Below are 18,378 nucleotides of genomic sequence, written 5' to 3'. Positions count from 1 at the left end.
CGACGATCGACGAGCCGCGGGTCAGCAGCGGCTGGGCGGCGACCGCGAGCGACTTCAGCGAGAACGCCGAGACCTGCAGCGCGGTGGCCACGTCGGCCCACTCGCCCGCCAGGAAGTTGCCGCCCATGACGGACTGCGGCGCGAAGCCGATCGAGTGCACGACGCCGTCGAGCGAGTCGAAGCCGACCTCGCGCAGGCGGTCGGCGAGGGCCGCGAGGTCCTCGTCGGACGTGACGTCGAGCTGCACGACCTCGGCGGGCGCGGGGAGACGGCGCGCGATGGCCTGCGTGAGCCGGAACTGGCGGCCGAAGGAGGTCAGCACCACCTGGGCGCCCTCCTGCTGGGCCAGGCGCGCGACGTGGAACGCGATCGAGCCGTCGGTGAGGACACCGGTGACGAGGAGCTTCTTGCCTTCGAGCAGACCCATGAGTGTGTTCCGTTCTGTCGTGCGGGAGTTCGGGAGGTTCAGTGACCCGTCAGTGGCCCGTCAGTGGCCCATGCCCAGGCCGCCGTCGACCGGGATCACGGCGCCGGAGATGTACGCGGCGCCGGGCGAGGCGAGGAACTCGACGGCCGCCGCGACCTCGTCGGGCTGCGCGAAGCGTCCGGCCGGGATGGAGTCGACGTACGCCTTCTGGGTGGCCTCGGGCAGCGCCCGCGTCATGTCGGTGTCGATGAAGCCCGGCGCGACGACGTTCGCGGTGATGCCGCGGCCGCCCAGCTCGCGCGTGATCGAGCGCGCGACGCCCACGAGCGCCGCCTTGGAGGCGGAGTAGTTGACCTGGCCGGGCGAGCCGTAGAGGCCGACGACCGAGGAGATCAGCACGATGCGGCCGCGGCGCAGGCGGATCATGCCCTTGCTCGCGCGGCGCGCGCAGCGGAACGCGCCTTTGAGGTTGACGTCCAGGACGTCGTCGAACTCCTCGTCGGACATCCGCATGAGCAGCTGGTCGCGGGTGATCCCGGCGTTCGCGACGAGCACCTCGACGGGGCCGTGCGCGGCCTCGATCTCGGTGAACGCGGCGTCGATCGACGCGCTGTACCGCATGTCACCCTTCACGCCCAGCACGCCCTCGGGCAGGTCACCGGAACGGTAGATGGTGGCGACCTTGTCCCCGGCGGCGACGAAGCGCTCGGCGATCGCGCGGCCGATGCCGCGGTTCGCACCGGTGATCAGGACACTGCGGGCGTTGTCGGAAGTCTCTGGCACGGGACACGACGCTATCCGAGCCCACCCGCCTGGTGCGGGACCGTCCGGGCACACGTTCGTCGCGCCGGGTTGTGGGACATGCACAACTGCCGAGCGGACTTAGGATCAGGTAGTGAGCGTGCGCAAGCAGGACGGACCGGAGATCCCCCGGATCACGTCCGCGCCCGAACCGCTCGCGGACGACGTCGCGCGGCGCCAGAAGCGGTACCTGATCCAGATGGGCATCCGCGTCCTGTGCTTCGCCGCCGCGGTCGTCACCTGGGCGCACATCCCGCGCTGGGCGTCCGTGATCCTCATCGTCGGCGCGGTGGTCCTGCCGTACATCGCCGTGATCCTGGCCAACGCCGGCCGCGAGCGTCGCGACGGCGACACGACGTTCATCGACCCGCGCGAGATCGGACCCGGACCGCGCGACGCCGGCCACCTGGGCGGTGGCCCGCGATGAGCCTGCTGTTCACCCCGGACCCGGTCGACGAGATGATCTGCTCCGCCAAGGGCTGCCGCGCGGAGGCGACCCACGGCCTGCTGTGGAACAACCCCAAGCTGCACACCACCGAGCGGCGCAAGGTGTGGCTCGCGTGCGACGACCACCTCGAGCACCTCTCGCAGTTCCTCGACACGCGCGGCTTCCTGCGCTCGGTGGTGCCGGCCGACTCCCTCGAGGGCGCGGCCACGTGAGACCGGCCGTCCGCCGCGCCGTCGGGCTCTGCCTGCTCGCCGTGGCCCTCGCCACGGCGTGCGTGTTCCTGGGCCGCTGGCAGTGGCACCGGCACGAGTGGCGCGACGCCCAGATCGCGATCGTCATGGACAACTTCGGGGCTGACCCGGTGCCGCTGTCGAGCGTCCTGACGCCCGAGCAGCCCGCCCCGGACGACCTCGTCTGGAAGCCCGTGCTCATCTCCGGGCACTACCTGCCCGAGCAGACCGTCGAGCTGCGCAACCGACCGGCTGACGGCACCCCGGCCTACCACGTGCTGGTCCCGTTCGTCGTCGACGACTCGTCCGCCGGCACCGCGCCCACGGCCACCGACGCGGGCACGGTCCTGGTCGTCGACCGCGGCTGGGTGCCGACGGGCGAGGACGCCGACACCGACGTCGTCGCACCGGCACCCCCGACGGGCGATGTGACGATCACCGTCCGCCTGCGTGCCGACGAGCCCGACTCCACCCGGAGGGCGCCCGCCGGCCAGGTCCAGGCGATCGCCGTCGACGAGGTCCTCGACGTCGCGGGCGTCGAGGGACCCGCGTGGCAGGCGTACGGCGGCCTCGTCTCCGAGGACCCGGCCGTCACGCCCATGCCCGGCACGCTGCCCGAGCCCAGCATCGACCCCGGCTCGCACCTGTCGTACGCGTTCCAGTGGTGGGTGTTCGCGCTCGGCTCGCTGGTCGGGTTCGGGCTCCTCGCGCGACGCGAGGTCCTCGAGGGCGTGGACGAGCCGCGCGCTCCCGTCGACCCCGACCCGTGGGCACCTCGCGCGCCGCGCGGACCGCGGCCCGAGCGCGTGCACACCTCGCGCCGCCGCGACGGTCGCGCCGAGGCGGAGGAGGACGCCCTGGTGGACGCCCAGCTCCGGTCCGAGCGCGACTGAAAGGAGCCGAGCGCGACCGGCGTCAGGCCAGCGTGATCAGGTCCAGGTAGTCGTTGCCCCACATGTCCTCGTCGCCGTCCGGCAGCAGCAGGACGCGCTCGGGGTTGAGCGCCTGCACGGCGCCCTCGTCGTGCGAGACCAGGACGACCGCGCCGGTGTAGCCGCGCAGGGCCGCGAGGATCTCCTCGCGCGAGGCCGGGTCGAGGTTGTTGGTGGGCTCGTCGAGCAGCAGGACGTTGGCCGACGAGACGACGAGCGCGGCCAGCGCCAGACGTGTCTTCTCCCCGCCCGAGAGCACGCGGGCCGGCTTGTCGGCGTCGTCGCCCGAGAACAGGAACGAACCGAGCACCGAACGCACCTGCGTGTCCGTGAGGTCCGGCGCGGCCGAGCGCAGGTTCTCGACGACCGTGCGGGTCAGGTCGAGGGTCTCGTGCTCCTGCGCGTAGTAGCCGAGCTTGAGGCCGTGACCCGGGTTGACGGTGCCCGTGTCGGACGTGTCGATGCCGCCCAGGATCCGCAGCAGCGTCGTCTTGCCGGCGCCGTTGAGGCCGAGGACCACGACGCGCGAGCCGCGGTCGATCGCGAGGTCGACGTCGGTGAAGACCTCCTGCGACCCGTACGACTTCGACAGGCCGGACGCGGTCAGCGGCGTGCGGCCGCACGGCGCGGGGTCGGGGAACCGCAGGCGCGCGACCTTGTCGGACACGCGTGCGGCTTCGAGCCCGGACAGCATGCGCTCGGCGCGACGGGCCATGTTCTGCGCGGCGACGGCCTTGGTGGCCTTCGCGCGCATCTTGTCGGCCTGTGCGAGCAGCGTCGCGGCCTTCTTCTCCGCGTTGGCGCGCTCGCGTCGGCGGCGCTTCTCGTCGGTCTCGCGCTGCTGCAGGTAGGCGTCCCAGCCGAGCGCGTACTGGTCGAGCTGGGCGCGGTTGGCGTCCAGGTGGAAGACCTTGTTCACCGTGGCCCGCAGCAGGTCGGCGTCGTGGGAGATCACGATGAAGCCGCCCGGGTAGGCCTTGAGGTAGTCGCGCAGCCACAGGATCGAGTCGGCGTCGAGGTGGTTGGTCGGCTCGTCGAGCAGGAGCGTCTCGACGCCGGAGAACAGGATGCGCGCGAGCTCGACGCGGCGGCGCTGGCCACCCGAGAGCGTGCCGAGCGTCTGGCCGAGCACGCGGTCGTCGAGCCCGAGGTTCGAGGTGATGATGTGCGCCTCGGACTCCGCGGCGTAGCCGCCGGCCGCGTCGAACCGGGCGTTGAGGCGCGAGTAGCGCTCCATCGCCGCGTCGCGCACGGCGTCGTCCTCGCTCGCCATGGCGGACTCGGTCTTGCGCAGCGCGCTGACGATCTCGTCGAGACCACGGGCCGAGAGCACCCGGTCCATCGCGAGCTGCTCGAGGTCTCCGGAGGCCGGGTCCTGCGGCAGGTAGCCGACGTCGCCGGAGCGCACGATCTGGCCGCCCGTCGGCAGGGTCTCCCCTGCCAGGGTCTTGGTCAGCGTCGTCTTGCCGGCACCGTTGCGCCCGACGAGGCCGATCCGGTCGCCTGACGCGATGCGGAACGAGGACTCTTCGAGCAGGACGCGTGCGCCGATGCGCAGCTCGACCGCTTGGGCGGTGATCACTTGATGGTTTCCTCCGAGAAGGCCGCACGGGTCTTGGCCGCGGGCACAAACGCCAGCAAGTCTACTTCGGGCTAGCGTTTCGACCTGCCGCCGGCATCGACCGGTGTGCGTCACTGCCCTGCTGGAAGCCCGCACGACGCCCCGAACGACGCCTTGCACGAGCCCCGCACACGAACAGGACAGAGGTTTCCCATGACCGACATCACGAAGGACGCCGCCGACGCACTGCCCGCCCCGGCGGTCTCACGCAGCAGCGTCACCACCGACATCGCCCTCATCTCGACGTTCGCCGCGTTCATCGCCGTGTGCGCGATCCTGCCCGGCATCCCCACCGGCTCCGGCGTCCCGATCACGCTGCAGACGTTCGCCGTCATCCTGGCCGGACTCGTCCTCGGCTGGCGCCGCGGCGCGCTCGCCGTGCTGCTCTACCTCGCCGTCGGCCTGGCCGGCGTGCCGATCTTCGCCGAGGCCACGGGCGGGCTCGGCGTGCTGAGCAAGCCGTCGGCCGGCTACCTGCTCGCCTTCCCGTTCGGCGCCGCGCTCGCCGGCGTGCTCGCGACGCCCGCCGCGCGAGCCGTCGGCTACGCGCGGTGGACCGTCCTGTTCTCCGCGGGCGTGTTCGGCTCGCTGCTGACGATCCACGTGGGCGGCATCATCGGCCTCATGGTCAAGCTGGACCTGGACCTGGGCGCCGCGGTCGCGATCGACGTCGTCTACCTGCCCGGCGACATCATCAAGAACGCTGCCGCCGCCGCGGTCGCGTTCACGCTCTTCCGCGCGTACCCCGACCTGCTGCGCAACCGGCGCTGAGTTGATCGAGCTCGACGACGTCCTCGTCACGGCGTTCAGCCCGGACCCCGCGGGCGACGCCGATCGTGTGGTGCGCCTGCTCGGTCCGGTCAGGCTGCGGCTGACCGAGCGGCGCATCGCCGTGATCGGCGCCAACGGCTCGGGCAAGTCCACGCTCGCAAGGCTGCTCAACGGGCTCGTGCTGCCCGCGTCGGGCAGCGTGCGGGTGGACGGGCTCGACACGGCCGTCGACGGGCGCGCGGTGCGCCGGCGCGTGGGATTCGTCTTCACCAACCCGGACGCGCAGATCGTGATGCCCACGCCGCTCGAGGACGTCGCCCTGTCGCTGCGCCGGTTGCCGCTGACGGCCGACGAGCGCGACGCGGCAGCCCGTGCGGCGCTCGCGCGGTTCGGGCTCGCCGACCGGGCCGAGGTGCCCGCGCACGTGCTGTCCGGAGGTCAGCGCCAGCTGCTGGCCCTCGCGTCGGTCCTGGCCGTCGAGCCCGCGATCCTCGTGTGCGACGAGCCGACCACGCTGCTCGACCTGCGCTGGCGCACGGTGGTCGACGACCTGCTCGACGGGCTCGACCAGCAGGTCGTCGTCGTGACGCACGACCTCGACGCCGCGGCCCGCGCCGACCGCGTGCTCGTGGTCGACGACGGTCGCATCGTGCACGACGGCGAGCCCGTCGAGGCGATCGCGCACTACCGCGCGCTGATGACAGCCCTGCGCGCGTGAGCAAGCCGCTGCGGCAGCCCTGGGCCGGCCCGCTCGGGCTCTACCACCCGGGCACGAGCGTCCTGCACCGCTGCCCCCCGGGCGCCAAGCTCGCGGGCCTCGCGGTCGCCGGGATCGCGGTGAGCCTCGCGCGCGGGCCGGTCTCGGCGTTCGTCGCGCTGGCCGTCGCCGTGCTCGCCCAGCTCGTGTCCCGGGTCCCGTGGCACCGCACCACGCGCGGCCTGCTCGGGACGTTGGTCGCGGTGTCGCTCGTCGGGCTCTACCAGTGGTGGTTGCGCGGCTGGGCGGCGGGGTTCGAGGTCGTCCTCGACATCGTCGCGCTCGTCCTGCTCGCGACGATCGTCACGGCGACCACGCGCGCCGACGCGCTGCTCGAGGTGCTCGCGCGCCTGGCCCGGCCGCTGCGGCACGTCGGGCTGTCCCCCGAGACCTTCGCGCTCGCGTGCGGCCTGTTCCTGCGGACCATCCCGGTGCTGGTCCAGACCTCGCTCGAGGCCCGCGACGCCGCGCGCGCCCGCGGGCTCGAGCGCAGTCCCCGAGCGGTGCTCGTCCCCTCCGCCGTGCGGATGGTCGCGCACGCGCGGGCCACCGGCGACGCCCTCGCGGCGCGGGGGCTGGGCGAGGACTGAGGCTTCGCCGAGCGAGCCGGGGCGGGTGCCACTACGGTCGGCCCGTGACATTCCAAGGAGACGGAAGCTTCGACGGCGGCCGCGTCAGCACGGGTGGCGGCCGCGGCAAGGTCGTCGCGGGCGGCGGTGGCGCCGTGGGCCTGGTCGTCGTGCTCGTGTACCTGTTCACCGGGGTCGACCTGGGCGGCGGCGGGACGAGCAGTGCACACGAGCAGAGCAGCGGCACCGTCGGCGAGTGCACGATCGAGCAGGCGAACACCGACCGCCAGTGCCGGTTGAGCGCCACGGCTTACGCCCTGGACACCTACTGGGAGTCGACGCTCGACGCGGCCGGCGCCGAGTTCAGCCAGCCCGCGATCAAGTCCTTCACGCAGGCCGTGTCCACCGGCTGCGGCGACGCCACCAGCGCGAGCGGCCCGTTCTACTGCCCGCCGGACGCCACGATCTACCTCGACGTGAGCTTCTACGACGAGCTCGAGAGCCAGTTCGGCGGCGAGGACGGCCCGCTGGCCGAGGAGTACATCACCGCGCACGAGTACGGCCACCACATCCAGAATATCACCGGGGTGATGGACAAGGCCGACCGCGGCGGGACGGGCGCGGAGTCCGACTCCGTCCGCGTCGAGCTGCAGGCCGACTGCTACGCGGGCATGTGGGCCGGCGACGCCGCCTCGACGATCAACCCGGAGACGAAGGAGCCGTACCTGAAGCCGATCACCGCCGATCAGCTGAAGAACGCGCTCGGCGCGGCGGCGGCCGTGGGCGACGACCACATCCAGGAGCAGTCGGGCGGCTCGGTGAACCCTGACACCTGGACGCACGGGTCGAGCGAGGAGCGCCAGCGTTGGTTCACGCGCGGCTACGAGAAGGGCACGCTCGAGGCCTGCGACACGTTCGCCGCCGACAAGCTCTGACGCGCTGGAGGTTCAGCGCGGCTGCTCCTTCGTGCGGCTCAGCAGGAGTCCGTCGTCGGTCGTGATCAACGCGTAGCGGACCGTGCTGCTGCTTCCGTGCAGCACGAAGACCGTCCGGCGGTCGTCACGATCGACGAGCTCCCACCACCCGTGGTCCGCGATGACCTTGGTGTCATCGGTGTACGTGAGGTGGTCCAGGTCGTGGTCGGGTACCGCGATCGCCAACCGCGGCCGGCCGGGCGTCGTGGGCAGTCCGCGGGGCACGGCCCACGACCGGAGCACACCGCCCTCTTCCAGGCGCAGGTCGAAGTGCGGCCGTGGCACGCGGTGGTCGTGCAGCACGAACGCCGGTCGAGCGGTCGTGGTCACGCGCGGAGGCCGGTCATGACGTCCATGCCTGCACGCCCGCCGACTCCGGTCCAGCCAGCATCGCGAGCGCCACGTCGACGAGCTCGACCGTCGCCAGGGACGGCAGGTCCACCAGGTCGATCCACGCCGCGGCGTCGGTGCTGCCCTCGGCCTCGTCCTGCAACGTGCCCCCGACGACGTGCGCGCGGTAGACGATCCGGATCCCGTGCATGTCCTCGTCGGCGGGCTCGTCGAGGTCCGGGCCGGCGATGACGATCGAGTCGATGCCCAGCAGCCCGTCGAGCTCGACGTCGTGGCCCGTCTCCTCGCGCACCTCGCGCACGGCGGCGTCGGCCGGGTGCTCGCCGGGGTCGATCCCGCCGCCGGGCAGCGTCCAGCGCGCCCGGGCCTCCCGGATCCGCGAGAGAAGGATCCGGTCGGAGTCGACGACGACGGCATAGGCGGCCACGCGCACGTACATGCGGCCAGGCTATGGGCAGTGCCGCCCGAGAGGCCTGGCTGAGCGTGCGATCGCTGCGTCGACCGCCGATGATGGCGCCATGGTGGCCGACAGCGACGTGCCACCCACCAGGTCCCAACGGTGGGTCGTCGCGCACGCCACCGGCTTCCGCACTGCCCTCGTCGCCCTGACCGCCGTGCTCGCCGTGGTCACCGCGTTGTTCACCGACTCGTGGGCGAGCTGGCTCGCCGTCGCCGGCGTCGCACTGACGTCCCTGGGCCGGTGGCTGGCGATCCCCGCGAGCCGTCGTCACATCGAGCAGTACGATCACCGGCACGGCTCGACGCACGGCCCCGGGGACGACGAACGCCCCGGCCGTTGAGGCCGAGGCGTCCGGGCGAGCGCGAGTCAGATGTTGAAGCCCAGGGCCCGCATCTGCTCGCGACCGTCGGTCGTGATCTTCTCGGGCCCCCACGGCGGCATCCACACCCAGTTGATGCGGAACCCGTCGACGAGGCCGTCGAGCGCCTGGGCGGACTGGTCCTCGATGACGTCGGTCAGCGGGCAGGCCGCCGACGTGAGCGTCATGTCGATGACAGCCGTGTTCGTCTGGTCGAGCACGATGCCGTAGATGAGACCCAGGTCGACGACGTTGATGCCGAGCTCCGGGTCGATGACGTCGCGCAGGGCCTCTTCGACGTCGGCAACTGTGGTGGTCATGCGTTCTCCTTGGGGGTGGCGCTTGCGCCGGTCTTGATGAGTGCGTCGCTGAGGGCGACCCAGCCGAGCAGCGCGCACTTGACGCGCGCCGAGAACTTGCCGACGCCGGTGAACGCGTTGGCGTCGCCGAGCGCGTCCTCCGCGTCCTCGTCGTCCAGACCCGCGCCCTTGGTCTGCATGAGCGCGCGGAAGGTCGCGCCGAGCTCGCCGACGGTCGCGAGCGGCTGGTCGACCACGAGGTCGTGCAGCACCGAGACCGAGGCCTGCGAGATCGAGCAGCCCTGACCCTCCCAGCGGACGTCGCGCACGACCCCCGAGTCGTCGACGTCGACCTGGAGGGTCACCTCGTCGCCGCACGTCGGGTTGACCTGGTGGGACTCGGCCGAGGCGACCCCGCCCGGTGCCACCGCGAGGCCACGGCCGTGCGGGTGCTTGGCGTGGTCGAGGATCACCTGCTGGTAGAGCTGCTCCATCGCGGTGGTCATGCTGCTCCTTCGTTCGAGGCGGGTGCCTCCAGACCGAAGAACGCTCGGACCCCGCTCAGTGCTTCCCGGAACACCTCGATCTCCTCGTCGGTCGTGTAGACGGCAGCCGACGCGCGAGCGGTCGCGGCGACGCCGAACCGGCGGTGCAGCGGCTGCGCGCAGTGGTGGCCGACGCGGACCGCGACGCCCGCGTCGTCGAGCACCTGGCCGACGTCGTGCGCGTGCACCCCGTCGACGACGAACGAGACGGTCGCGAGGCGGTCGGCGGTGTCGGTCGGGCCGATCACCCGCACGCCGGGTACGGAGGCGACGGCGTCGAGCAGCAGCCGGGCCAGGTGCGCCTCGTGCTCGGCGATCGCGGTCATGCCGATGTCGGACAGGTACGTGGCGGCCGCGCCCATCGCGACGGCCTGCGAGACCATCTGCGTGCCGGCCTCGAACCGCTGTGGCGGCGGCGCGTACGTCGTGGACTCCATGGTCACGACCTCGACCATCGAGCCGCCCGTCGTGACCGGCGGCATCGCGGCGAGCAGCTCGCGACGCCCGTACAGCGCGCCGACGCCCGTCGGGCCGAACATCTTGTGGCCCGAGAACGCGGCGAAGTCGACGCCGAGCTCGTGCAGGTCGACCGGCAGGTGCGGCACCGACTGGCACGCGTCGAGCACGGTGAGCGCACCCACGCGACGCGCGGCCGCGACGAACGGAGCGACGTCCGTGATCGCACCCGTGACGTTGGAGGCGTGCGTGAACGCGATGACGCGCGTGTGGGGGCCGACGACGTCGTCGAGCTCGTCGACGCGCAGCCGGCCGTCGTCGGACACGCCGATCCAGCGCAGCACGGCGCCCGTGCGGGCCGCGAGCTCCTGCCACGGCACGAGGTTCGCGTGGTGCTCGGCCTCGGTGACGACGATCTCGTCGCCGGGTGCGAGCGCGAAGCGGCGGGCCGCCTCTCCCCCGCGGCCCAGCGTCGCGTTCGACATCGCGTACGCGACGAGGTTGATGCCGGCCGTCGCGTTGGTGGTCCAGACGATCTCGTCGTCGTCGACGCCGACGAACCGGGCCACCCGCGCGCGGGCGTCCTCGAACGCCTCGGTGGCCTCCTCGGCCAGCTGGTGCGCGCCGCGGTGCACGGCGGCGTTGCGCTGGATGTAGAAGTCCTGCTCGGCGTCGAGCACGACGTCGGGCTTCTGGGACGTGGCGCCCGAGTCCAGGTAGACGAGGGCCCGCCCGTCGCGCAGCGTGCGCTCGAGCAGCGGGAAGTCCGCCCGCACGGCGGCGAGCTCGGTCGCGCTCAGCGTGTGCGGCGCCTCGATCGTGCTGGTCACGTCCCCACCTCTCGTCATGCCGCCGGTCCGTGCTGCCCGACGACCCCTCGAAGGGCTCGTCGGGCGGCGATCGGATCAGACCGTGGTGCTCGTCAGGAAGCGGTCGTAGCCCTCGTTCTCGAGGCGGTCGGCCAGCTCCGGGCCACCCTCCTCGGCGACCTTGCCGTCCACGAACACGTGGACGAAGTCGGGGGTGATGTAGCGCAGGATGCGCGTGTAGTGCGTGATGAGCAGGACGCCGACGTCCGGGTTCTGCTTGACGCGGTTGACCCCCTCGGAGACGATCCGCAGCGCGTCGACGTCGAGGCCCGAGTCGGTCTCGTCGAGGATCGCGAACTTCGGCTTGAGGAGCTCCATCTGCAGGATCTCGTGGCGCTTCTTCTCGCCCCCGGAGAAGCCCTCGTTCACGGAGCGCTCGGCGAACGCCGGGTCCATGCGCAGGTTGTCCATGGCCGAGCGGACGTCCTTGACCCACGTGCGCAGCGGGGGCGCCTCGCCGTCGATGGCCGTCTTGGCGGTGCGCAGGAAGTTCGACACCGAGACGCCGGGGACCTCGACCGGGTACTGCATGGCGAGGAAGAGGCCGGCGCGAGCACGCTCGTCGACCGACAGCGCGAGGACGTCCTCGCCGTCGAGCGTCACGGTGCCACCGGTGACGGTGTACTTGGGGTGGCCGGCGAGCGAGTACGCGAGCGTCGACTTGCCGGAGCCGTTGGGCCCCATGATCGCGTGCGTCTCGCCGCTGCGGACGGTGAGGTCGACGCCGCGCAGGATCTGCTTGGCGCCTTCCTTGGTCTCGACGCTGACGTGCAGGTCGCGGATCTCCAGGGTGGACATGTGGTTCTCCTAGCTCACAAGGGGGCGTCGACGTCGACGAGCACACGCTCGCCGTCGACGGTCACGGGGTAGACGGGCACGGGGGTCATGGCGGGCGGGCTCAGCGGCTTGCCGGTGCGCAGGTCGAAGCTCGACCCGTGCAGCCAGCACTCGACCGTGCAGCCCTCCACCTCGCCGTCTGACAGGGAGACGGCGCCGTGCGAGCAGATGTCGCTGATGGCGTGCAGCTCACCGTCGTCGTCGCGTACGAGCGCGACCTCGACGGTGCCGGACTCGGCCTCGAGCTCCACCCGGAGCGTGCCGCCGGTGGGCACGTCCGAGGCGTAGCAGGCGAGCTGTGCGGTCACAGGGTCGCGCCCGCCTCGGATCCCTCGACGGCCACGGCGTCCAGGGCCGTCATCGAGGCTTCCAGCTCGGCCTCGATCGCGGCGATGAGCCGCTCCTCGACCTCGGGCACGCCGATCTCGTGCAGCAGCTCCGCGAAGAAGCCGCGCACGACGAGGCGACGCGCGTCGGGCTCGGGGATGCCGCGTGCACGCAGGTAGAAGAGCTGCTCGTCGTCGAACCGGCCGGTCGCCGACGCGTGGCCCGCGCCCTCGATGAGGCCCGTCTCGATCTCAAGGTTCGGCACCGAGTCGGCCCGCGCGCCGTCCGTCAGGACGAGGTTGCGGTTGAGCTCGTACGTGTCGGTGCCCTCGGCCGCGGCGCGGATGAGCACGTCGCCCACCCAGACCGTGTGCGCGCCCTTGCCCTGCAGCGCACCCTTGTAGGTGACGCGGCTGATGCAGTTCGGGACGGCGTGGTCGACGAAGAGGCGCTGCTCCTGGTGCTGGCCGGCGTCCGCGAAGTAGAGGCCGAGCATCTGCACCGAGGCGCCCTCGCCGACGAACTCGGCGTCGGGCGTGATGCGCACGACGTCGCCGCCGAGCGTCACGGCGATGTGCTTGACGGTCGCGTCGCGACCCACGCGCAGGCGGTGCGACGAGGCGTGGACCGAGCCGTCGGCCCAGTCGTGCACGGTCACGACGGTGAGGTGCGAGCCCTCCTCCGCGATGATCTCGACGGTCTCGGTGAGTGCCGCGTGGCCGACGTGGTCGATGACGACGACGCCCTGCGAGAGGGCCTCGGCGCGGACCACGAGGTGCGAGGCCGACGGCTCGAGCGGCGCGTCGTGCGTGCCCGCTCCCTCGACGCCCTCGACGCGGATCGAGGTGACCTTGGAGGCCACCGCCTCGCGCGGGAGCGTGACGACCGTGGCGCGCGGGAACGAGGCCCACGCGGTCGCGGACGTTCGGTCGCCGGGCTTGCCCGCCAGGCCGAGACGCTCGTCGCCACGGTCGACGATCTCGACGGTGACCTCGGGGCTCTCGACGACGGTCGTGAGCACGCCGTGCCCGGCCAGGACACCCTCGGTGTCGGCGGCGAACAGCGGCGCGAGCCGGTTGATCGGCGAGAAGCGCCACTCCTCCTCGCGGCCGGTGGGCACGGGGAAGTCGGCGACGTCGAAGGACGTCGGACGCGACGCGCGGGACGACTCCGGGATGCCGCCGACGCCGTGCGTGTGCGCCCCGTCGTCCGTGGCCCGCGAGTGGTCCGTGGACAGGAGATCAGTAGTGGTCGTCATCAGCCGACGGAACCTTCCATCTGCAGCTCGATGAGGCGGTTCAGCTCGAGCGCGTACTCCATGGGCAGCTCACGCGCGATGGGCTCCACGAACCCGCGCACGATCATCGCCATGGCCTCGGTCTCGGCCATGCCTCGGGACATCAGGTAGAACAGCTGGTCCTCGCTCACCCGGGACACCGTGGCCTCGTGGCCCATCGACACGTCGTCCTCGCGGACGTCGACGTACGGGTAGGTGTCGGAGCGCGAGATCTGGTCGACGAGCAGCGCGTCGCACAGCACGTTCGACGCGGAGTGGTGGGCGCCCTCGAGCACCTGCACCAGGCCGCGGTAGGACGTGCGGCCGCCGCCACGGGCGACGGACTTCGACACGATCGACGACGACGTGTGGGGCGCGGCGTGCACCATCTTGGCGCCGGCGTCCTGGTGCTGGCCCTCGCCGGCGAACGCGATCGACAGCGTCTCGCCGCGCGCGTGCTCGCCCATGAGGTAGATCGCCGGGTACTTCATGGTGACCTTCGAGCCGATGTTCCCGTCGACCCACTCCATGGTGGCGCCCTCGGCCGCGGTCGCCCGCTTGGTCACGAGGTTGTAGACGTTGTTCGACCAGTTCTGGATGGTCGTGTACCGGACGCGCGCGTTCTTCTTGACGATGATCTCGACGACAGCGCTGTGCAGCGAGTCGCTCGAGTACACCGGCGCGGTGCAGCCCTCGACGTAGTGCACGTAGGAGCCCTCGTCGGCGATGATCAGCGTCCGCTCGAACTGGCCCATGTTCTCCGTGTTGATGCGGAAGTAGGCCTGCAGCGGGATCTCGACGTGGACGCCCGGCGGGACGTAGACGAACGAGCCGCCCGACCAGACGGCCGTGTTGAGCGACGCGAACTTGTTGTCCCCGGGCGGGATGACCGAGCCGAAGTACTGCTCGAAGATCTCCGGGTGCTCCTTGAGAGCGGTGTCGGTGTCGAGGAAGATGACGCCCTGCTCCTCGAGCGACTCCTGGATCTGGTGGTAGACGACCTCAGACTCGTACTGCGCAGCGACGCCGGCGACGAGGCGCTGCTTCTCGGCCTCCGGGATGCCCAGGCGGTCGTACGTGCTCTTGATGTCCTCGGGCAGGTCCTCCCAGCTGGTGGCCTGCTTCTCGGTGGACCGCACGAAGTACTTGATGTTGTCGAAGTCGATGCCCGACAGGTCGGAGCCCCACCACGGCATGGGCTTCTTCTCGAACAGCCGCAGCGACTTCAGGCGCGTCTTGAGCATCCACTCGGGCTCGTTCTTGAGCGCGGAGATCTCGCGCACCTTCGCCTCGGACAGACCGCGCGTGGCGGTCTCCCCCGCGGCGTCGGCGTCGTGCCAGCCGTAGTTGTAGCTGCCGATCGAGGCGATGGCCTCGTCCTGCGTCATCGGCTGTGCCGGGTCCTGCGTCGGTGCGCTCATGCGTTCGTTCCTTCCGGGGCGAGCACGGGGCCTGCTGAGTTGCTCGGGGGGATCACGGGGATGTTCGTGGTGCACACGTGGCCTCCCGAGGCCAGCGTGGCGAGCCGCTGCACGTGCACGCCGAGCAGGCGCGAGAACGCCTTGGCCTCGGCCTCGCACAGCTGCGGGAACTCGTGGGCGACGTCCTGCACGGGGCAGTGCCCCTGGCAGAGCTGGATCGCGTGACCGCCGGGCGCGGGCCGGGCCGAGGCCGCGTACCCGTCGCTCGACAGCGCGTCGGCGAGCGCCTGCACGCGCTCGGTGGTGCTGCCGGCCGCTGCGAGCGGGACGGCGAGCCGCTCCTCGAGCTCGCGCACGCGGTGCTCGGCGAACCCGGCGACCGCGTCGGGCCCGCCGGTCGCGGCGAGGAACCGCAGCGCGTCGGCAGCCAGCTCGGAGTACGTGTGCGTGAGGGCGGCCTGCCCCTGGTTCGTCGCGACGTACCGGCGCGCGGGCCGGCCACGACGAGCCGGGCCGGCGCCCACGGAGTCGTGCACGGCGATCTGGTCGGTGTGCTCGAGGACGCCGAGGTGCCGGCGAATCGCGGCGGGGGTCAGGTCGAGGCTCGCGGCGATCTCGGGTGCGGCGACCGGGCCCGACGAGGCGATGAGCTGCAGAACACGCTGGCGCGTGCCGGCGTCGGAGTCGGCCGAGTCGTGGCGGACAGCAGCGGGCGAGGTCACGCTCATGTCCACCTCCTGGGGGCCGTCGGTGATCGCGCCCTGGGGAAGGTCGCAATATTGGCAACATCCTTGTTGCCGAATTCACTCCCCGCAAGCAAGGTGAACCTTCATGGGGGTGGTCGTGGCGGACGTCACAGGCCGTGTGCCCGGTGATCAGGAGCGTGGCGCGGGGCCTCGCGCACCTAGACTCACCTCTCGTGCCCGACTCCCCCGCGCTCGAGATCAGCGGTCTCGTCAAGCGTTACGGCGGCCGCGCCGTCGTCGACGGGCTGGACCTCGTCGCGCGACCCGGTGAGGTCACCGCCGTGCTCGGCCCCAACGGCGCCGGCAAGACGACCACGATCGAGTGCTGCGAGGGCCTGCGCCAGGCCGACGAGGGCACCGTGCGGGTCCTGGGCCGCGATCCGCTGGTCGACGCCGCCGAGCTGCGGCCGCGCGTGGGCGTGATGCTGCAGGACGGCGGCCTGCCCACCGGCATCCGCGCGCAGGACATGCTCGCCCACGTGGCCCGGATGTACGCCGACCCGCGCGACCTCGGCGAGCTCACCGAGCGTCTCGGCCTCGGCTCGTTCGGTCGGACCACCGTGCGGCGGCTCTCGGGTGGTCAGCGTCAGCGGCTCGCACTCGCCGCGGCCATCGTCGGGCGGCCCGAGCTGGTGTTCCTCGACGAGCCGAGCGCGGGCATGGACCCGCAGTCGCGGCACGCCGTGTGGGACCTCGTGCGCGAGCTGCGCGACGAGGGCGTCGCGGTCGTCCTGACGACGCACCTGATGGACGAGGCGGAGGACCTGGCCGACCACGTCGCCGTCATCGACCAGGGCCGCGTCATCGCGCAGGGCTCGGTGCGCGACCTCGTGTCGGACGGCGACGACCACACCCTGCGGCTCGACGCCTCCCCCGGCCTCGACCTGGGCGCGGCCCTCGGCGACGGGCTGGCCGTCACCGAGCCGTCGCCCGGCTCGTACGTCGTCGTCGGTGCGGTCGGGCCGACGACGGTCGCCGCGCTGACCGCGTGGCTCGCCGAGCGCGACGTCCTCGCGACGCGGCTGACCGTCGGGCGCCGCACGCTCGAGGACGTCTTCCTCGACCTGACGGGACGGCAGCTGCGATGACGACGACCACCCACGCGGGCGCCGCCCCCACCTGGCGCCGCGTCCTCGCGCAGACCGACTTCGAGGCGCGCGCGATCCTGCGCAACGGCGAGCAGCTGCTCGTGACGATCATCGTCCCCGTGCTCGTGCTCATCGGGCTCACCCAGGTCGACGTGCTCGACATCGACACCGACGGCATGAGCGCCATCGACTTCTTCACGCCGGGCGTGCTCGCGCTCGCCGTGATGACCTCGTCGTTCACCTCCCAGGCGATCGCGTCGGCGTTCGACCGACGCAACGGCGTGCTGCGGCTGCTGTCCACGACGCCCCTCGGACGCGGCGGGCTCCTGATCGGCAAGATCGCGGGCGTGCTCGTCGTCGGGACCGTCCAGGTCCTCGTGATCGGGCTGACGGCCGTGCTTCTCGGGTGGCGCCCCGACGCGCTCGGGGTGCTGCTCGCGATCGTCGCGATGCTGCTCGGTGCCGCGGCGTTCACCTCGCTCGCCCTGCTCGTCGCCGGCACCCTGCGCGCCGAGGCGGTCCTGGCGGTGGCGAACCTGGCGCTCCTGCTGCTGGCACTGGGCGGTGGCGTGATCGTCCCGGCCGACCGCCTGCCCGGACCGCTCGAGCACCTCGCGCTCCTGCTGCCCTCCGGTGCGCTCGGCGAGGCGATGCGCCAGGCGTTCCAGCACGGCTCGCTGCCCGCGTGGTCGGTCGTCGTCCTCGTCGGCTGGACCGCGGCCCTGGGGTGGGGCGCCGCGCGCCTGTTCCGCTGGCACTGACTCTGACAAGCCTCTGAGTGTGACGAGCCTCGCCGGCCCGCAGGCTCCGGCAGGTCCCGGCACGGCCGCCGCCGACCGTAGGCTGGACGCGTGAGCCAGAGCCCAGCGTTGGACCTCCTCGACCGGCTGCGCGCGCGGCTCGGCTGGCCCGTCGTGGTGGCCAACACGATCGCCCAGATCGGCATCATCGTCACCGGCGGCGCCGTGCGGCTGACGGGCTCTGGCCTCGGCTGCTCCACCTGGCCCGAGTGCGAGCCGGGCAGCTTCACGCCGCAGTTCCACCGGGCGATGTCGATCAACCCGCTGATCGAGTTCGGCAACCGCACCCTGACCGGCGTGCTGCTGGTCATCGCCGTCCTCGTCGCCCTGCTCGTCGGGACGGACCGCAGCCGCCCGCGCTCCTTCCGCTGGCTCGCGGCGGCCCCGCTGCTGGGGGTCCTGGCGCAGGCCGTCATCGGCGGGATCACCGTGCTCTTCCACCTCAACCCGGCGATCGTCGCGGTCCACCTGCTCATCTCGATGACCCTGGTGGCACTGTCGACGTGGCTGATGTTCCGGTACCGGGAGGGCGACGGGCCGACGACGTCGCTCGTCGACCCGACCACGCGCACGCTGGTCCGCGTGCTGGTCGCCCTCACCGTCGTGGTCCTCACGCTCGGCGTCGTGGTCACCGGCGCGGGTCCGCACTCGGGCGACGAGAACGTCGGCTACCGCTTCGCGGTCGACCCGTGGCTCATGGCGAAGGTGCACGCCGCCTCGGTGTGGGCGTTCCTGGCCGTGCTGGCCGTGGTCGTGGTCCGGCTGCGGCGTGCCGGTGCGCGCGGGCGGCTCTGGACGTCGGCCGTGCTGCTCGTCGTCGTGACCCTCGCGCAGGGCGTCATCGGGTACGTGCAGCTGTACACCGGGCTGCCGATCTGGCTCGTGAACCTGCACATGCTGGGCGCCGCGCTGCTCACCGCGGGGGTGTCGTCGTTCCTCTTCGCGACGCGGACGCGCGGAACGGTCGATGCCCCGGCGCTCGCCGTCTCCCGGGCTACCGAAGGCGTCTGAGCCA

At 72.1% G+C, this 18,378-nt stretch carries 24 protein-coding genes; 11 read left to right on the top strand and 13 right to left on the bottom strand.

Features of this window, described 5'->3' with window-relative positions; translation table 11 throughout:
• A partial coding sequence (locus D1825_RS10280) for an SDR family oxidoreductase (protein ID WP_118767331.1) occupies nucleotides 1–427 on the bottom strand: 427 nt, incomplete at its 3' end.
• Between the two features lie 60 nt (nucleotides 428–487).
• Complete coding sequence (gene fabG / locus D1825_RS10275) at nucleotides 488–1,210, bottom strand: beta-ketoacyl-ACP reductase (protein ID WP_118767330.1); 723 nt, start codon at nucleotides 1,208–1,210, stop codon at nucleotides 488–490.
• A 112-nt stretch (nucleotides 1,211–1,322) separates the two neighbouring features.
• Here fabG and D1825_RS10270 point away from each other — a divergent pair, with 112 nt between their 5' ends.
• From D1825_RS10270 to D1825_RS10260, 3 genes are read left to right on the top strand one after another with little or no spacing between them, the layout of a single operon-like run.
• Nucleotides 1,323–1,655, top strand: a complete 333-nt coding sequence (locus D1825_RS10270) for a DUF3099 domain-containing protein (RefSeq protein WP_118767329.1) — start codon at nucleotides 1,323–1,325, stop codon at nucleotides 1,653–1,655.
• A complete protein-coding gene (locus tag D1825_RS10265) occupies nucleotides 1,652–1,888 on the top strand; it encodes a hypothetical protein (RefSeq protein ID WP_118767328.1) in 237 nt (78 codons plus the stop codon). The genes D1825_RS10270 and D1825_RS10265 overlap by 4 nt, the downstream gene beginning before the upstream one ends.
• Entirely contained in the window at nucleotides 1,885–2,799 is a 915-nt protein-coding gene (locus D1825_RS10260; RefSeq protein WP_118767327.1) for an SURF1 family cytochrome oxidase biogenesis protein, read from the top strand. Before D1825_RS10265 ends, D1825_RS10260 begins: the two co-directional genes overlap by 4 nt.
• Before the next feature lie 22 nt (nucleotides 2,800–2,821).
• On the opposite strand, the gene D1825_RS10255 is transcribed toward D1825_RS10260, so the two are convergent.
• On the bottom strand, nucleotides 2,822–4,420 hold the full coding sequence (locus D1825_RS10255) for an ABC-F family ATP-binding cassette domain-containing protein (protein ID WP_118767326.1): 1,599 nt from the start codon (nucleotides 4,418–4,420) through the stop codon (nucleotides 2,822–2,824).
• A 192-nt stretch (nucleotides 4,421–4,612) separates the two neighbouring features.
• Here D1825_RS10255 and D1825_RS10250 point away from each other — a divergent pair, with 192 nt between their 5' ends.
• The 4 genes from D1825_RS10250 to ypfJ are packed head-to-tail and all read left to right on the top strand — an operon-like array spanning nucleotide 4,613 to nucleotide 7,491.
• Entirely contained in the window at nucleotides 4,613–5,230 is a 618-nt protein-coding gene (locus D1825_RS10250; protein ID WP_118767325.1) for a biotin transporter BioY, read from the top strand.
• Nucleotide 5,231: 1 nt separating this feature from the next.
• On the top strand, nucleotides 5,232–5,948 hold the full coding sequence (locus D1825_RS10245) for an energy-coupling factor ABC transporter ATP-binding protein (RefSeq protein ID WP_118767324.1): 717 nt from the start codon (nucleotides 5,232–5,234) through the stop codon (nucleotides 5,946–5,948).
• Nucleotides 5,945–6,577 carry an energy-coupling factor transporter transmembrane component T family protein gene (locus D1825_RS10240; RefSeq protein WP_118767323.1) on the top strand — a complete coding sequence of 211 codons (633 nt, stop codon included), beginning with the start codon at nucleotides 5,945–5,947 and terminating at the stop codon, nucleotides 6,575–6,577. The genes D1825_RS10245 and D1825_RS10240 overlap by 4 nt, the downstream gene beginning before the upstream one ends.
• A 44-nt stretch (nucleotides 6,578–6,621) precedes the next feature.
• A complete protein-coding gene (gene ypfJ, locus D1825_RS10235; protein WP_118767322.1) occupies nucleotides 6,622–7,491 on the top strand; it encodes a KPN_02809 family neutral zinc metallopeptidase in 870 nt (289 codons plus the stop codon).
• A gap of 12 nt (nucleotides 7,492–7,503) precedes the next feature.
• Here the strand turns inward: ypfJ and D1825_RS10230 are convergent, their stop codons facing one another.
• Nucleotides 7,504–7,860, bottom strand: coding sequence for a DNA polymerase ligase N-terminal domain-containing protein (locus tag D1825_RS10230; protein ID WP_233549810.1), 357 nt, complete (start codon nucleotides 7,858–7,860; stop codon nucleotides 7,504–7,506).
• Between the two features lie 13 nt (nucleotides 7,861–7,873).
• Nucleotides 7,874–8,320 carry an NUDIX hydrolase gene (locus D1825_RS10225; protein WP_118767321.1) on the bottom strand — a complete coding sequence of 149 codons (447 nt, stop codon included), beginning with the start codon at nucleotides 8,318–8,320 and terminating at the stop codon, nucleotides 7,874–7,876.
• A 79-nt stretch (nucleotides 8,321–8,399) separates the two neighbouring features.
• Between D1825_RS10225 and D1825_RS10220 the strand changes: the two genes are divergently transcribed.
• A complete protein-coding gene (locus D1825_RS10220) occupies nucleotides 8,400–8,681 on the top strand; it encodes a hypothetical protein (protein WP_118767320.1) in 282 nt (93 codons plus the stop codon).
• Between the two features lie 26 nt (nucleotides 8,682–8,707).
• On the opposite strand, the gene D1825_RS10215 is transcribed toward D1825_RS10220, so the two are convergent.
• From D1825_RS10215 to D1825_RS10180, 8 genes are read right to left on the bottom strand one after another with little or no spacing between them, the layout of a single operon-like run.
• On the bottom strand, nucleotides 8,708–9,019 hold the full coding sequence (locus D1825_RS10215; RefSeq protein ID WP_118767319.1) for a metal-sulfur cluster assembly factor: 312 nt from the start codon (nucleotides 9,017–9,019) through the stop codon (nucleotides 8,708–8,710).
• Complete coding sequence (gene sufU, locus D1825_RS10210; protein WP_118767318.1) at nucleotides 9,016–9,504, bottom strand: Fe-S cluster assembly sulfur transfer protein SufU; 489 nt, start codon at nucleotides 9,502–9,504, stop codon at nucleotides 9,016–9,018. Before sufU ends, D1825_RS10215 begins: the two co-directional genes overlap by 4 nt.
• Nucleotides 9,501–10,847, bottom strand: a complete 1,347-nt coding sequence (locus D1825_RS10205; RefSeq protein WP_118767317.1) for a SufS family cysteine desulfurase — start codon at nucleotides 10,845–10,847, stop codon at nucleotides 9,501–9,503. Before D1825_RS10205 ends, sufU begins: the two co-directional genes overlap by 4 nt.
• A gap of 57 nt (nucleotides 10,848–10,904) precedes the next feature.
• Nucleotides 10,905–11,666, bottom strand: coding sequence for a Fe-S cluster assembly ATPase SufC (gene sufC, locus D1825_RS10200; RefSeq protein ID WP_118767316.1), 762 nt, complete (start codon nucleotides 11,664–11,666; stop codon nucleotides 10,905–10,907).
• A gap of 14 nt (nucleotides 11,667–11,680) precedes the next feature.
• The gene (locus D1825_RS10195) at nucleotides 11,681–12,013 is read right to left on the bottom strand and encodes a non-heme iron oxygenase ferredoxin subunit (RefSeq protein ID WP_118767315.1); all 333 of its coding nucleotides are present in this window, start codon (nucleotides 12,011–12,013) and stop codon (nucleotides 11,681–11,683) included.
• Nucleotides 12,010–13,290, bottom strand: a complete 1,281-nt coding sequence (sufD, locus tag D1825_RS10190) for a Fe-S cluster assembly protein SufD (RefSeq protein WP_118767314.1) — start codon at nucleotides 13,288–13,290, stop codon at nucleotides 12,010–12,012. The genes D1825_RS10195 and sufD overlap by 4 nt, the downstream gene beginning before the upstream one ends.
• Nucleotides 13,290–14,729 carry a Fe-S cluster assembly protein SufB gene (gene sufB / locus D1825_RS10185; RefSeq protein ID WP_118767313.1) on the bottom strand — a complete coding sequence of 480 codons (1,440 nt, stop codon included), beginning with the start codon at nucleotides 14,727–14,729 and terminating at the stop codon, nucleotides 13,290–13,292. The genes sufD and sufB overlap by 1 nt, the downstream gene beginning before the upstream one ends.
• Nucleotides 14,726–15,457, bottom strand: coding sequence for a helix-turn-helix transcriptional regulator (locus D1825_RS10180; RefSeq protein ID WP_118767312.1), 732 nt, complete (start codon nucleotides 15,455–15,457; stop codon nucleotides 14,726–14,728). The genes sufB and D1825_RS10180 overlap by 4 nt, the downstream gene beginning before the upstream one ends.
• A gap of 191 nt (nucleotides 15,458–15,648) precedes the next feature.
• On the opposite strand from D1825_RS10180, the gene D1825_RS10175 reads away from it, so the two are divergent.
• The 3 genes from D1825_RS10175 (at nucleotide 15,649) to D1825_RS10165 (ending at nucleotide 18,374) form a co-directional block, all read left to right on the top strand.
• A complete protein-coding gene (locus D1825_RS10175; protein ID WP_118767311.1) occupies nucleotides 15,649–16,563 on the top strand; it encodes an ABC transporter ATP-binding protein in 915 nt (304 codons plus the stop codon).
• Entirely contained in the window at nucleotides 16,560–17,324 is a 765-nt protein-coding gene (locus tag D1825_RS10170; RefSeq protein ID WP_118767310.1) for an ABC transporter permease, read from the top strand. The genes D1825_RS10175 and D1825_RS10170 overlap by 4 nt, the downstream gene beginning before the upstream one ends.
• A gap of 90 nt (nucleotides 17,325–17,414) precedes the next feature.
• The gene (locus D1825_RS10165; RefSeq protein ID WP_118767309.1) at nucleotides 17,415–18,374 is read left to right on the top strand and encodes a COX15/CtaA family protein; all 960 of its coding nucleotides are present in this window, start codon (nucleotides 17,415–17,417) and stop codon (nucleotides 18,372–18,374) included.
• The last annotated feature ends 4 nt before the right edge of the window (nucleotides 18,375–18,378 follow it).

Origin of the sequence: Cellulomonas rhizosphaerae, assembly GCF_003470205.1 — a bacterium.
GTDB lineage: Bacteria > Actinomycetota > Actinomycetes > Actinomycetales > Cellulomonadaceae > Cellulomonas > Cellulomonas rhizosphaerae.
Note: the sequence above shows the minus strand (reverse complement) of the source record. Positions and strands in the feature narration are given on the sequence as shown.

Coding starts and splice junctions, on each gene's coding strand:
- D1825_RS10265 (WP_118767328.1), top strand. CDS start 1,652: ATGAGCCTGCTGTTCACCCCGGACCCGGTCGACGAGATGATCTGCTCC.
- D1825_RS10250 (WP_118767325.1), top strand. CDS start 4,613: ATGACCGACATCACGAAGGACGCCGCCGACGCACTGCCCGCCCCGGCG.
- D1825_RS10225 (WP_118767321.1), bottom strand. CDS start 8,320: ATGTACGTGCGCGTGGCCGCCTATGCCGTCGTCGTCGACTCCGACCGG.
- D1825_RS10220 (WP_118767320.1), top strand. CDS start 8,400: ATGGTGGCCGACAGCGACGTGCCACCCACCAGGTCCCAACGGTGGGTC.
- D1825_RS10215 (WP_118767319.1), bottom strand. CDS start 9,019: ATGACCACCACAGTTGCCGACGTCGAAGAGGCCCTGCGCGACGTCATC.
- sufU (WP_118767318.1), bottom strand. CDS start 9,504: ATGACCACCGCGATGGAGCAGCTCTACCAGCAGGTGATCCTCGACCAC.
- D1825_RS10205 (WP_118767317.1), bottom strand. CDS start 10,847: ATGACGAGAGGTGGGGACGTGACCAGCACGATCGAGGCGCCGCACACG.
- sufC (WP_118767316.1), bottom strand. CDS start 11,666: ATGTCCACCCTGGAGATCCGCGACCTGCACGTCAGCGTCGAGACCAAG.
- sufD (WP_118767314.1), bottom strand. CDS start 13,290: ATGACGACCACTACTGATCTCCTGTCCACGGACCACTCGCGGGCCACG.
- sufB (WP_118767313.1), bottom strand. CDS start 14,729: ATGAGCGCACCGACGCAGGACCCGGCACAGCCGATGACGCAGGACGAG.
- D1825_RS10180 (WP_118767312.1), bottom strand. CDS start 15,457: ATGAGCGTGACCTCGCCCGCTGCTGTCCGCCACGACTCGGCCGACTCC.
- D1825_RS10170 (WP_118767310.1), top strand. CDS start 16,560: ATGACGACGACCACCCACGCGGGCGCCGCCCCCACCTGGCGCCGCGTC.